Raw genomic sequence first — 15,198 nt, forward strand, 5'->3', positions numbered from 1 at the left:
AAGTAACCAGTTTAACCGCACCAACAGCAACGGATAATTGTGGAGGCACAGTGACAGTCACTCATGATGCTACATTACCAATTTCAGGAGAAGGGACAACAACGATTGTGACCTGGACTTACGATGACGGCAACGGCAACACATCCACACAAACTCAAAATGTAATTATCGATGATGTAACAGCACCAATACCAGATGCTGTTAACTTATCAGATATCACCGCGGAATGTGAAGTAACCAGTTTAACCGCACCAACAGCAACGGATAATTGTGGAGGCACAGTGACAGTCACTCATGATGCTACATTACCAATTTCAGGAGAAGGTACAACAACGGTTGTGACTTGGACTTACGATGACGGCAACGGCAATACATCCACACAAACTCAAAATGTAATTATTGATGATGTGACAGTACCAACACCAGATGCTGTTAACTTATCAGATATCACCGCGGAATGTGAAGTAACCAGTTTAACCGCACCAACCGCAACGGATAATTGTGGCGGTACAGTGACAGTCACTCATGATGCGACGCTGCCCATTTCAGGAGAAGGTACAACAACGATTGTGACCTGGACTTACGATGACGGCAACGGCAACACATCCACACAAACTCAAAATGTAATTATCGATGATGTAACAGCGCCAACACCAGATGCCGTTAGTTTATCAGATATCACCGCGGAATGTGAAGTAACGAGTCTAACCGCACCAACCGCAACGGATAATTGTGGCGGTACAGTGACAGTCACTCATGATGCCACGCTGCCCATTTCAGGAGAAGGGACAACAACGGTTGTGACTTGGACTTACGATGATGGCAACGGCAATACATCCACACAAACTCAAAATGTAATTATCGATGATGTAACAGCACCAATACCAGATGCAGTTAGTTTATCAGATATCACCGCGGAATGTGAAGTAACCAGTTTAACCGCACCAACAGCGACGGATAATTGTGGCGGTACAGTAACAGTCACTCATGATGCGACGCTGCCAATTACGACACAAGGGACAACTTTGGTGACATGGACTTACATCGATGAGAATTCTAATGCTTCAACACAAACTCAAAATGTGATTATCACTGATGTAACACCACCTACAGCTTTATGCCAACCAATAACCATTCAATTGAGTTCTGGTGGTACTGCTAATATTAGTGCATCTGATATTAATAATGGATCTAATGACAATTGTGGCATCCAATCTTTAGCATTAGATATCACGACTTTCGATTGCAGTAATGTTGGTGATAATACCGTAACTTTAACGGTCACAGATATTAACGGTCTGTCTTCAACTTGTCAGGCAATAGTAACCGTAGAAGATAATGATTTACCAATAGCTAATGATGCAGTTTGCGGATCTATAGGACCATTGGTTTTGGATGCAGTTACAGGTGAAGTCACTGTGACACAAGCTCAAATCAATGCAGCTTATACAGGTACTGATGCTTGTGGAATAGATACGATAATCCTTACACGAAGTACAACATTTGGTTGTGATGATGTTGGTTCTTACGGCTATGAAATAACAATAACAGATGTTAATGGAAATTCTGATACCTGTGAGATAACCATTTCTATTGAAGCTCCTACTATTGCTGGAGGTGTCGTTTTAGGTTATATAGATGAAGCCAATCCACAGCCTGCAGATGATCTTATTGAGGTCACATTTTGCCCATATGATATGAGTACGGATCCACCAACGCCAGCAATTCAAGGCGCAATTTTTAATTTAACCATTGATCCGAGTTTAGTGCCAAATATCATAAGATGGGAAATTGCTACTTATAATGCAGCTACAGCTTTTTGGGAATGGGTACCTGATGGTTTAAATCCAGGAAACCCAACAGAACATGTCATCGCTAATGTTGTAGAAACAACTTTAGTAAGGGCAGTCATTCAATCGGGTGATTGTTTTGAATATTCATCAGAGGCCATACTAAAAATAATACCACCAGATGATCCACCTACGATTGTAGGTCTTACAATTGAGAATACTTGCTTTCCTCCAGAATTCACAATAGAAGCATCGAGCTTTTATGAGTATACCGAGCAATTTGGTGATACAGGTTTGTTTAACTCTGCTCAACCAGAAGGTTGGATGGTAGATGGTGTGCCTAATGATATACCAGCATCAGGTAATAATACAACGCAAGGCACATGGAAAGAAGTTGCTCAAGAAAAGGAATTAGCAGGAATTAGACATTTTCCTCAAGAAGGATCAAAGTATGCTGCTGTATATGGTTCTGTAAATTCCACACTGGAAACTCCTGTGTTTAATACCATAGGCATGTCGGCTGCTGATGCAAGAATTGAATTTTATCATGCCTTTTATTTATGTGCAGGTGCGAGTGCAGTCATAGAATTATCACTAGATGGTGGCGCTACTTATACAGAAGTATTAGCAACATATACTGGACAAAGTGACACAGGTATGACGATTGTCAGACCCAATGGCAATCCAAATAACTGTAATAGCTATGATCCTATTCAGGATGGTTATGAATTTATTTCCTTAGATCTTTCCTCATACTTAAATGAAGGTACTTTAAGAGTTAAATTTTCATTTTTTGGAGATGTAGGGCTCTGTTCTTCATCCTTTACCGATACAAGTGGAACATTACCTTGTAGTGGTATTACCCGAACTGTAGGTAGCTCTTGGGCATTAGATGGTGTTCGAGTTCCTTATGCGCCTATAGATGAAGTTCTTGAATGGACCGATGATGAAGGAAATGTTGTAACTACAGGAACCACTGTGACGGTGACACCTGTAACACCTGGAACTCAACAATATGGTGTAACATCATTAGTAAACGGGTGTAGAGCAAATGATGATCAAGGGACACAATTTGTTACTTTAGATGCAAATCTTGCTTATGCTGGATTAAATTTTTCACCTGGTATTAACGAATGTGGGCAATCTACCATAGACCTTAAAGCTTACGATAATACCATATCAGCATTAACAAATTACAATAATGGTGTATGGGAACCTGGTTTATATATTTATCCAGGACAATCTTATGATCACGATGGTGATATAAATACACCTAATATTATAGGGCTTGACTATAACGGAACAGGAATGGGTGGCGAATGGACTTGGGGTATTGACTCACAAGAATGCAACACTTTTATGCCTAGCTTTTCTGATATTAACGATCCTAATGCCCAATTTACGGCTCCTCCAGGTATCTATAATCTTACATGGACTCTTGCGAATGGATGCTCCGATACGATACAAGTTACAATTAGCAGTTGCTCTGAAGTTAATTTTGATGGTGTCAATGATTTTGTGAGTTTTAAAAATAACTATGCTTTTAACAGTGACTTTAGCCTTGAAGCTTGGGTGAAACCTGATGTTATATCTGGAACTCATACTATTTTTTCTAAGCGTATCTTAGGGAATATTGATGAAGGTTATGATTTGTCATTACTTAATAACGGAAGAATTAGATTTAGCTGGTTTACTTCTGGTGCTGATGGATATATACAATCGGACTATAGTATCACAACGAATAGATGGTACCATATTGCTGTTACTTTCGATGGAACTAATTATGTATTATATATAGATGGTATAGATTTAGGAACAGTTACAGGTACACAAAATGCTCCTGATAGTACTACGGCAAATGTTGAATGTCTTCTAGGTGCATTAGATCCCGCTAATGGAACTTCAGCGTTGGCCACACACTATTTTGATGGAAGAATTGATGAATTACGAATCTGGAATACAGCGCTAACAGCAGCTCAAATTAGACAAATGATGAATCAAGAAATTGAAGATAACACCGCTGTAAGAGGCGCTGTAGTGCCATTAGATATTGCTGGTTTATCTTGGACTGACTTGGATGGTTATTATAGAATGGGTAATGGCTGCGGAGATTTAGCAGCTCAAAAAGGACCAAACGGGAGATTACGAAATATTAATACTTCACAAATAGAAAACGCACCTTTACCATATACTTCAAGAGTAGATGGCCAAGATTGGGCTACAGATAACACATGGACTGAGTTTGTTGATTGGGATGCTCCAAATAGCATAGGTGTAGATGGCGTGACACCAATCGATTGGAATATTGTTCAAACCTCTCATCATATTAATTCAGGAAATAAGGATATTACAGTATTGGGACTTATTTCTGATACTCCCAATAAAACATTAAACATTACAGATCCTGGGACAGCTCAGGATGAAACTAATGACGGACAATCATTACGCATCACACATTATTTAAAATTGGATGGAAATATTGACCTCTTCGGAGAATCTCAGCTATTGCAAGATGAAGGAAGTGTTTTAGATGTCACAAGTGCCGGTCAGTTAGAACGTGATCAACAAGGCACCTCAAATTTGTATAATTATAATTATTGGAGTTCACCAGTGAGTACTATAAATGTCACCTCTAATAATACTCCTTATAATGTTAATGGTATTTTACGTGATGGAAGTAATTCAAGTAATCCTCTGGTATTTCAATGGACAGGTGCTCACGATGCTAATGGTAGTACAACGCCTATAACTATGAGCAATTACTGGTTGTTTGCGTATGAAAACTATCCGTTTGACAGCTACGCTTCATGGCGCGGATTGAACCAAACAGATAATATTGCTACAGGGTTGAGTTTTACAATGAAAGGTAGTGGCGTTGGAGATCCTATTGTAGATGTACAAAATTATGTGTTTGTTGGGAAACCAAATAATGGAACCATTACCACACCAGTAACTGTTGGAAATCAGGCACTCGTAGGTAACCCTTACCCGTCAGCCATTGATGCTAATGCTTTTATTTTAGATAATATTCCTGGTGGAAATGTAGGAACCTCTCAAAGTATCGATGGGACTCTGTATTTTTGGGAACATTATACCTCTAATTTTACACACATTCTTGAAGATTATGAAGGAGGTTATGCGACTTACAATTTAACAGGTGGCAATCCTGCTGTATCTCCACCATTGGTTAGCGGAAACGGTACACCGACCAAATTACCAGGACGTTATGTGCCTGTATCACAAGGATTCTTTGTGACTGCAAGCGCTTCGGGAGGAACTATTCAATTTAAAAATAGTCAGCGGGTTTTTGTTAAAGAAACTCCGGCAAATTCTCAATTTATAAGGTCTAGTAATCCTAATTTGTATTCAACCGAAGTAGATCCTAATTCTGAAATTAAACGGGTTCGGTTAGAATTTAAAACTACCGAAGGTGCAAAACGTCCTTTATTATTAGGTTTTGTACCAGGTAATCAAGCAACAGATGGCTTTGATGCTGCCTATGATGCCGAAAACTCAGATGCCGAATTCCCTAACGATATGTTCTGGAGAATAGAGGATCAAAATTATACTACTCAAGGTGTTGGTGATTTTGACAGCTCTAAACAATATCCACTCATTGTGTATGTAAATAACGCTGGACTCTATGAAATAGCTCTTACTAATCTTGAGAATTTTGATAACGATGTTAACGTTTATATATATGATGCACTACTTGAAACCTATACGGATATAACATCAGATACTTTTCAAATTGTTCTGGATGGAGATACTTATATAAATCGTTTTTATATCACATTTTCTGCGGAATCTTCATTATCAACTCCCGAAACGCATCTTGGTCAGCATATCATTAGTTACTTTAATTCTTCACAAGAAATTTATGTAAGTACATCAAATATTGCTGAAGTGAAAGCGGTTAAACTGAATAATTTATTAGGTCAAGAAATTAAGTATTGGGATCAGCTTTCCGAATTCGAATCTGATAACACCATTAGGATTCCGATGACACAACTTTCAGAAGGAACTTATGTGATTCAAGTGGAAACTTTTAACGCCACCTATCATGCCAAAGTGATTGTGAAGCATTAAATTCAAATTGCATTTCATCGAATATTTATGCATTTTGTGGGATATTTTGATTTTTAGGTTTACTTTAGCCTCTAACTAAACTAATTTTCATTAAACCCCAAATCTAATGAAAAACTTTACCTACATCTGTATGGTTATGCTGATTTGTATACCATTACAATCATTTTACGCTTTTTCAAACACATCAATTCCTGATGTGGAATCTCAAATTCAACGTGTACGGATTAATGTCACGACACCCATGGGCTATACCAGACATCTTTTATTAGGATTTACGTCTGATAATGCAGCTAGTGATGGCTTTGATTATGGTTATGATGCCTTAAATGCCGATAGCTATGCTGATGATTGCAACTGGATGATTGAAGATAATCGATATGTTATTCAAGGTGTTGGTGAATTTCAGCAAAGTAAAGCTTATCCCTTAGGTTTGTTTTTAACCAATAGCGGAACGGTTCAGTTTTCACTTGAAGCTTTGGAGAATTTTAACCAAAACGTAACAGTTTATATATACGATTCGATAAACAATCAAACCCATTCAATTTCAGAAACGAGCTTTATGGAAACCATTTCTGAAGGCGATCATATCAACAGGTTTTACATCACCTTTACTAATGATATTAGTGCAATGAGTTTTGCTAATACCCAATTATCTGTTGAAGATGCAATCGTAAATACGCCAGAGATCAAGTATATAGCTTCTACAAAAGAGTTACTTATAAAAGATACAGCACATTTTAAAATTCAGCAAATTACGTTGTATAGTATTCTCGGACAAAAAATAGAGCAGTGGAATCATATTAAGCCGAATACCTCAGGAACATTAAAAGTATCTTTGGCTAATATTTCTAAAGGTACTTATTTGGTAAGTGTAAAAACAAAAGCTGCTAAATTTAATAAACGCTTGATTATAACCAAATAGGAAAACTCAATCCAATTTCGAGTTTGATGCGGTTCTTTTTTGTAATTTTATAGTATAAATTATGAAGCCATGTCAAAGCAAAAATTAGGATTAAATACCATCTGTACACACGTTGGTGAAATCAAGGATGAGCAATTCAAAGGCGCTATATCTCCAATATATTTAGCCACATCTTATGAGTTTGATTCTGTAGATGTCAAGCGGTATCCACGCTACTTTAATACGCCAAATCAAGAATATTTGTCTAAAAAAATTGCTGCTCTTGAGCATGCTGAAGCGGCTATGATTTTTAGTAGTGGTATGGCAGCTATTAGCCATATGTTTCTGGCATTTTTACAAAAAGGAGATCATATTGTTGTTCAAAATACCTTGTACGGAGGCACGAGTAACTTCATCAGGGAAGAGTTTCACAAATACGGTATTAGCTATACTTTTACAGATGGATATACTATTTCCAGTTTTGAAGCCGCCATTCAGCCCAATACCAAAGTTATTCATATCGAAACACCGTCAAATCCGTTACTCACTATTACCGATATCAAAGCAGTTGCGAATTTGGCTAAATCTAAAGGCATTATTTCAACAATAGATAACACTTTTGCCAGTCCGGTTATTCAAAATCCTATCGATTTTGGAATCGATGTGGTGATGCATTCTGCCACAAAATACTTAGGAGGTCATAGTGATATTTTAGCTGGAGCCGTAGCGAGTTCTCAGGAACATATAGAGCGCATCTGGAATGTGTCTAAAAATCTGGGTGGTAGCTTAAGTGATATGACTGTTTGGATGTTAGAACGCAGCATGAAAACGCTGGCTTTAAGAGTTAAAGCACAGAATAAAAACGCGAATAAATTAGCGAAATTTTTAGAGCGTCATGAGGCAGTCTCTAAAGTGTATTATCCAGGCTTAAAAAGCCATCCTGAGCATAAATTAGCCAAATCACAAATGCGTGATTTTGGTGCGATGATGTCGTTTGAATTGGTTGAAGGGATAGATGCTATGGCTTTTCAGAGGTCGTTAAACATCATCAAATCTTCTATGAGTTTAGCAGGTGTTGAAAGTACGATGTTATTGCCTTCGGAAACGTCACATGCCTTGCTCACTCAAGAGCAACGTGAAGCAGTTGGAATCAGCAATCGTTTAATTCGTTTTTCGGTTGGAATAGAAACCTATAAGGATTTAAAAAACGATATCAAACAAGCTATTGCTCAAACTAAAACTGCTGCATTTGCATAAAAAACACACACACTCTAATGCTTATGATTTTGAAGAATTGGTTGCGTATTCTCCAGAATTAAAAGCATTTGTAAAGGAGAATGCTTATGGCAATCTTACGATAGATTTTGCGAATCCTAAAGCTGTAAAGACACTCAACAAGGCGCTGCTAAAACAAGGCTACGGCATTGAATATTGGGAATTTCCCGATGCACATTTATGTCCGCCAATTCCGGGTCGCGTCGCCTATATACATGTATTAAAAGATTTGCTTGACGCTTCTAAACTAACTAAAAATATAAGCGTCTTAGATATTGGTACAGGAGCCACATGCATTTACCCTTTATTAGGTCACGCCGAATATGGCTGGAAATTTATGGCTTCAGAAGTTGATCAGGATGCGTTTAATAATGCGCAAACTATTATTGATACTAATGCATTAAATGCTTTTATCTCGCTGAAGCTTCAGAAACAACAAGCACATATCTTAACAGGAATTTTAAATACTTCTGAAACGATAACTGCAACCATGTGTAATCCGCCATTTTATAAAAACGAAGCCGAAGCTATTAAAACCACAGAGCGTAAATTGAAAGGTTTAGGAAAACATAACGATAAAGTGATTAGGAATTTTAGTGGAACAGCGAAAGAGTTATGGTATCCTGGAGGCGAAAAAGCTTTTTTACATAACTATTTATATCAAAGTTCACTTTTAAAAGACAATTGTTTTTGGTTTACAAGTTTGGTCTCTAAAAAGGCCCTTGTAGAGTCGATGGAACAGTCACTTAAAAAACTTGGGGCAACTCAGGTTAAGGTATTAGATATGTCTATTGGCAACAAGATTAGTAGAGTGGTGGCCTGGACATTTTTATCAGACAAAGTACAAGATAATTGGAAGGTATAGATTCTGTTAGAATTTGTAATTTGCAATGGTAATTTTAATGCGATTTTCACGCAAATGAAAATCAAAACTATATTTAAATGAAATTAGACATATTGGCTTTTGGAGCACACCCTGATGATGTAGAATTGGGTTGTGGTGCTACCATAGCAAAAGAAATAGCCAAAGGAAAAAAAGTAGGTATTATAGATTTAACACGTGGCGAATTAGGAACTCGAGGGACTGCAGAAACCAGAGATCAGGAAGCTAGTGCTGCTGCAAAAATTTTAGGAGTTTCTGTAAGAGAGAATCTCGGATTTGCCGATGGGTTTTTTATTAACGACCAACAGCACCAATTAGAAGTTATTAAGATGATTCGTAAATACCAGCCGGAGATGATTTTGTGTAATGCGATTGATGACCGACATATTGATCATGGTAAAGGAAGTAGTTTGGTTAGTGACGCTAGTTTTTTAAGCGGCCTCTTAAAAATAGAAACTAAGTGTGACGGAGAAATCCAAAAGCAATGGCGGCCAAAGCAGGTGTATCATTATATCCAATGGAAACCGATAGAACCCGACTTTGTCGTAGAAGTATCTGATTATATGGCAACAAAAATGGAGGCTGTGTTAGCTTATAAGACCCAGTTTTACGACCCTAATAGTAATGAGCCCGAAACTCCAATTTCGAGTCAGAATTTTACGGACAGTGTTAATTATAGAGCCCAAGATTTAGGACGTTTGATTGGTAAAGCTTACGCTGAAGGTTTTACGGTTGAGCGTTATGTAGCCGTTGATAGTTTATTTGATTTGATATAAAAAGGCATTTCTGCCAAAAACTTGAATTTAAAGAGAACAGTTGGTTCGTTCGTGATTACGTTTTCGGATTATAATGAAATTGGACCTATAAATTTTAAAAAAAAGTCTTTGTAGTAACTGTGAAATAATTTACATTTGCAATCCAATTTAAATGGTGGCTCTAACATAGCTGATTAGAGCATTCCTTTTGGACAACTTTTCGGAGTTTAAATAAAATTAAAATGGTGGTTGTAGCTCAGCTGGTTAGAGCGTCGGTTTGTGGTACCGAAAGTCGCCGGTTCGAACCCGGTCTTCCACCCAGAATCACAAAGCTTCTCAGAAATGGGAGGCTTTTTTTGTACTTTATTTTTAAAGTTTAGCCATTAGGGTGAGAAGTTTATGCCGTGCAAGGTCTCGGTAAACCCGGTCTTCCACCCAGAATCACAAAGCTTCTCAGAAATGGGAGGCTTTTTTTGTACTTTATTTTTAAAGTTTAGCCATTAGGGTGAGAAGTTTATGCCGTGCAAGGTCTCGGTAAACCCGGTCTTCCACCCAGAATCACAAAGCTTCTCAGAAATGGGGAGCTTTTTTTGTGCTTTATTTTTAAAGTTAAAATTTAGAAGTAAAAAAAAGCGCTACGTTTAAGTAGCGCTTTTTGCGTTAGCGATAGTAGTGGCATCCTCTGGACGCGAGCGTCAAGAGATATAGCGGATAGCGCGACCCTTTAGGGTAACGCCCCAAACCAACTACTTAGATTCTGCTTTGTCGACAACAAGTCGGTTATCACGATTCGCAACTTCCCAAGCCGTATAGAATACTAAGCGTGTTCTGTTTTCTAATAAATCGTATTCAATTTTATCTGGTGTATCACTAGGCTGGTGATAATCGTCATGAGTTCCGTTGAAATAGAAAATCACAGGAATATTATTTTTTGCAAAGTTGTAATGATCACTTCTGTAATAGAAACGATTAGGATCATTTTCATCGTTATATTTGTAATCTAATTCTACGTTTGTATACTTTTTATTGACTTCTTCGGAAAGATTATGCAACTCGGTACTTAATTTATCACTTCCAATAAGATAGACGTAATTTCTATCGCCTTCAGTACGTTTTGGGTCTGTACGCCCAATCATATCGATGTTTAAATCGGCAACCGTATTCTCCAAAGGAAAAATAGGATCGTTATCGGTATAGTGTCTAGAGCCTAATAAGCCTTTTTCTTCGCCCGTTACGTGTAAAAATAAAATGGAACGTTTTGGTCCGTGGCCATTATCTGCAGCCGTTTTAAAAGCTTCTGCAATTTCTAGAATTGCAACCGTACCTGAGCCGTCATCATCAGCGCCATTATAGACCTTACCATCTTTGACACCTTCGTGGTCTAGATGCGCAGAGATTACAACAATTTCGTCTGGTTTTTCGGTTCCTTTAATAAAAGCGACAACATTTTCAGATGCTACGTTTTCAGACTGGCTTTCAATATCTAATTTTAAAGACACTGGAATGGTTTTAGCGGTTGCGTCTTCATTTATCTTTGGATATAAGGCTGTTGCCATGGTTTCACTAATCATAACAAACATGCTAGACGCTTCATTAGATTTTAATGAAATACGACCTGCTTGACCAGAGGCCGCTACAGCGCCATAATAATCGGCATAACGTTGAAATAATGACGGTTCAAGATGGAAAATAGCTTTAGCCCCTTTATCTTTTGCAGCATTCCTTTTTGACGACAATGATTGTCGGCCAGAACTCCATTTGGTTTCTTCGGTTGTTCCAGACGTTACATAATTACCATTTTCATCTTTAGGTTCGCCAGCTTTGGCTAAAACGATTTTACCTTTAACGTCTAAGCCTTTGTAATCAGAATAGTTTTCGGCATCGATTCCGTGTCCTACATACACAATATTTGAGATATCGATGGTTTGTGTATCTGCCGACCCAATAATTAGAAAGTCTTTAAACTGTTCAAAATCGGAGCCATTAGCACTAAGTGAAGCTTCGGGAGATTTTTGTTTTTGAAGTGGGACTTCTTGAAAGTAATCATCTCCAGACAGGGGAGAAGGGATGCCCATTTTTTGGTACTGTTCTTTTAAGTAGTTGACCGCTTTTTTTTGTCCGGGTTCACCGGTCTCACGACCTTCAAATTCATCGGAAGCGTAGGTGTAGAGCATTTCCTTTAATTCATCAGAAGTAATGGTATTGCCATAATCTACAGGGTTTGCAGGTGTTTTGTTTTCAGCCTGTTTAGTACTGTTTTGATTTGAGCTACCGCAGCCTACCAAAAGTAAAGCGACAGCAAAAATGCTGAGTAATTGTTTCATTATTTGAGTGTTATTAGTTTTGTGTTACGATATTACGAAATTTCTCGATGACTTTAGTTTTTTAATATCTGCCTTTATGCAAATTTTAACACCTTATATCGCATCGACATCCACTTCAATTCTCTTATCAGAATTCACTAAATACCAAGCCGTTGCAAATATGAGTTTGGTACGTTTTTCAAGTAGTGGATAGTTGATTTTTTCGGCTGTATCTGTTGGTTCGTGGTAATCTTCATGTTCACCATTGAAATAGAAAATAACAGGCACGCCTTTTTGAGCAAAATTGTAGTGATCAGATCGGTAATAATAGCGGTTAGGGTCACTGTCACTATTGAGTTTGTAGTCTAATTCTAGATTTGTGAATTCAGCATTTGCCATTTCAGAAATGTAATGTAATTCTGTACTCAAGCGATCTGCTCCAATGACATAGATGTAGTTTTCGTTATTAGTATGCGCTTCATCAACACGCCCAATCATATCGATATTGAGATTAGCAACCGTATTCTTCATAGAAAACACGGGATATTTTGTATAATATCTGGAACCAGTTAGGTTCACTTCTTCGCCTGTTAAATGCAGAAAGACAATACTTCGTTTAGGCGGATGTCCTTCTAGAGTAGCTTTTTTAAAGGCTTGTGCCATTTCGAGCACTGCAGCTGTCCCAGAGCCATTGTCGTCGGCTCCATTGTAAATAGTATTATCGGTATAGCCTTCATGATCAGAATGTGCTGAAATAATGACAACTTCATCAGGATATTGGTTTCCTTTGATATAGGCGATAACATTTTGCGAATTTTTGATGCCTTCGGAAAAGAAAGATTCAGGAATGTGCTGATAATATTTAGAGCCTAAAGGCGAGGCAATGTTTTCTGAAAGGTAATAGTCTTTTAAAAACTGAGACGCTTTATGATGGCCTGGCTCTCCTACTTTTCGGCCTTGAAATTCATCAGATGAAAACGCATAGACATGTGCTTTTAATTCACTTTCGGTAATAGTATTTAGGTAAGTTTGAACGGTTTTAGCATCATCAAAAGCAATATTGTTTTTGAGTTGTTTGATTTTTTCAGTGTGTCTTAAGGTTGAACACGAACCAACTAAAACGAGGGATAAAGCAACAAGTTGAACTTTCATTCTAGGATTAAATAAGTGGCTGATTTTGATTCAAATAAAGCAAAAAAAAAGGGAATACCGAAGTATTAAGCTTTTTTAATTTATTGCGCATCAATTTCGTCTATATCCAAGTCTTCAAGCTCTTCTAAAGATTCTTCTTCGAGTTGCTCTTCTTTTTGTTCCATTTGTTTGGTGTCACCAACTTCAGATGTTGTGAAAATAACTTTATAAGTGGTTAGTACTAAGGCGATGATAGTCATTAGAAAAACAAGCTGAATGGATTTCTTTGATGCTTGTTTGTCTTTAGAAAAGTATAAAGTTAATACCCCAAAAACAAGTGCCGCTATTGATGGAATATATGCTAATTTTGATAATGGAGTTACTGCCAGAATGAGAGCAAGAATTGCAGTTATAAAGCCGAGTATTAAAAAGAGTTTTTTCATAATAGATATTAAAATTTTAATCCTGTTGCAGATTTCAGTTTTAGCTCGCCACTACCAACAGCAATTTTAAATTTAGCAAGAACAGGTACTTTATTATCGTCTGCAGTAAGCCATAACAAGTTGTCATTGTTACCTTTTAGAACATTGCTATTATTTAAAGAAATGGCAAGTTTATAACACTCTTTTCTGCCCAAAGCTGTGTTTATTGTTTCTTTACTTAGGTATTTAATTTTCACGACAGTTTCCTGATTGTCAAACAGTACCGTAAAGTTTTGACTATCACCTATGCTAGCTTTATGAATGTCGAGATTTCTTATGTGATACAAGGTGGTTACTAAGTCGCGAGTAGATGCGCCGATTTTGACCGATTTTTTTTCTTCCCAAGTTGTGCCATCACTACGTTTTTTACGCTTTATACTACTTACAGTTCTGGTTTTATGATTAAATTTATATTTCATAAATTTCTCATAACCACCTTCATTAATGTCTCTATTATACAAAAAGGGTGTGAGTGTTTTAGGGCTTACATAACTTTCATACAAATCCCGTATTTTAAAAAAGCTATCCCATTTACTATATGTTGTTGCTGTACATTTTAATTTCAGTAAAGTTGATTTTGAAGTTTTAACTTCGCTGGTTTCCATTTTGACCTGAGCTAATTCAGTAAGTAAGCCCGACATATTATAGGATGCACTAAAAGTTAATGTTTCTCCAGCAGCAATTGTATTGTTTTGAGCAAAAGAAGATATCGTACTCAAAACGAATAGCGTCATTATCGATAAAATTCTCATAAGTAATATTTAGAGTTAATAACGTTTATATTAACATTTATTATGCCGAAAATACAATGCTTTGTAATTTCTAACTAATTTTTGTTCGAAGTTTTTTCTGAATTACTTAAGGATGTATAATTAGTAATCGCTTAGATAATTTATTTGTGAATACAAAAAGAGTAGAGGGTAATTAACGCTTTAAAGTGAAGTGAGCTTTAAACTCTTTAACTTGACCAGTATTAGGCTCGTTGAATTCTACTTTAAACCAATAATCGTTAGTAGGTAGCGATTGTCCATTATAGGTTCCATTCCAACCATCTCCGGTCGGACTGAGTTGTTTGAGTAACTTTCCGTATCTGTCAAATATATAAATTTTTGCGCTTGGTTGATTATTTATTGCGCTAATGTTCCACGTATCATTATAGCCATCTCCATTTGGGGTAAAGAATTTTGGATAATCCATCACTATAACTTCATCACTCGCTTGACCACAACCATTCTTATCTCTGGCTGTTACCACATGCGTTCCCAATGAGACATCTACAAAAACAGGCTCGTCCTGCCAAGGACCATCATCTAAACTATATTCGTAATCACCAACACCTGATACACTCACCTCAATAACATGCGTGTCTGCAAAGGCATCTGTAGTAACCGTGGCTGTAACCTCTGGTGGATTACTCTCTATAACCTCTGTCGTATCACTGCTCTCACACATCGTGTTTGCTGAGCTCGTCACATCTGTAACCGTTACACTATAACTGCCGCCCTGTGTTGGCATATAACTGCTATCTGTTGCTCCTGCAATGGCAGTCCCATTAAAGAACCATACAAAACTATAGTCTGTCGCACTTA

Annotated in this window: 10 protein-coding genes and 1 tRNA gene; 6 read left to right on the top strand and 5 right to left on the bottom strand. The window is 37.3% G+C overall.

Translation table 11 applies throughout. The features are described 5' to 3' along the window. The 6 genes from N4270_RS16610 to N4270_RS16635 all read left to right on the top strand — a co-directional run. Positions 1-5,879 (top strand): LamG-like jellyroll fold domain-containing protein (locus tag N4270_RS16610; protein WP_260098479.1); only part of this gene is annotated, 5,879 nt, incomplete at its 5' end. Between the two features lie 106 nt (positions 5,880-5,985). Beyond that, positions 5,986-6,801 (top strand): T9SS type A sorting domain-containing protein, encoded by an 816-nt coding sequence (locus N4270_RS16615; protein ID WP_260098480.1) that lies wholly within the window; start codon positions 5,986-5,988, stop codon positions 6,799-6,801. A gap of 69 nt (positions 6,802-6,870) precedes the next feature. Beyond that, on the top strand, positions 6,871-8,037 hold the full coding sequence (locus tag N4270_RS16620) for a PLP-dependent aspartate aminotransferase family protein (RefSeq protein ID WP_260098481.1): 1,167 nt from the start codon (positions 6,871-6,873) through the stop codon (positions 8,035-8,037). After that, positions 8,030-8,920, top strand: a complete 891-nt coding sequence (gene rlmF, locus N4270_RS16625; RefSeq protein ID WP_260098482.1) for a 23S rRNA (adenine(1618)-N(6))-methyltransferase RlmF — start codon at positions 8,030-8,032, stop codon at positions 8,918-8,920. Before N4270_RS16620 ends, rlmF begins: the two co-directional genes overlap by 8 nt. Before the next feature lie 77 nt (positions 8,921-8,997). Then, positions 8,998-9,714 (top strand): bacillithiol biosynthesis deacetylase BshB1, encoded by a 717-nt coding sequence (gene bshB1 / locus N4270_RS16630; protein WP_260098483.1) that lies wholly within the window; start codon positions 8,998-9,000, stop codon positions 9,712-9,714. Between the two features lie 223 nt (positions 9,715-9,937). Continuing rightward, positions 9,938-10,013 (top strand) — tRNA-His (locus N4270_RS16635). Positions 10,014-10,439: 426 nt separating this feature from the next. Here the strand turns inward: N4270_RS16635 and N4270_RS16640 are convergent. The 5 genes from N4270_RS16640 to N4270_RS16660 all read right to left on the bottom strand — a co-directional run. Next, a complete protein-coding gene (locus tag N4270_RS16640) occupies positions 10,440-12,017 on the bottom strand; it encodes a M28 family peptidase (RefSeq protein WP_260098484.1) in 1,578 nt (525 codons plus the stop codon). A gap of 93 nt (positions 12,018-12,110) precedes the next feature. After that, entirely contained in the window at positions 12,111-13,148 is a 1,038-nt protein-coding gene (locus N4270_RS16645; RefSeq protein WP_260098485.1) for a M28 family metallopeptidase, read from the bottom strand. A gap of 80 nt (positions 13,149-13,228) precedes the next feature. Further along, the gene (locus N4270_RS16650) at positions 13,229-13,570 is read right to left on the bottom strand and encodes an FUSC family protein (protein ID WP_260098486.1); all 342 of its coding nucleotides are present in this window, start codon (positions 13,568-13,570) and stop codon (positions 13,229-13,231) included. An 8-nt stretch (positions 13,571-13,578) separates the two neighbouring features. After that, complete coding sequence (locus N4270_RS16655) at positions 13,579-14,361, bottom strand: DUF3108 domain-containing protein (protein WP_260098487.1); 783 nt, start codon at positions 14,359-14,361, stop codon at positions 13,579-13,581. Positions 14,362-14,533: 172 nt separating this feature from the next. Continuing rightward, positions 14,534-15,198 (bottom strand): T9SS type B sorting domain-containing protein (locus tag N4270_RS16660; protein WP_260098488.1); only part of this gene is annotated, 665 nt, incomplete at its 5' end.

The sequence above is a fragment of the Psychroserpens sp. SPM9 genome, from assembly GCF_025153525.1.
GTDB lineage: Bacteria > Bacteroidota > Bacteroidia > Flavobacteriales > Flavobacteriaceae > Psychroserpens.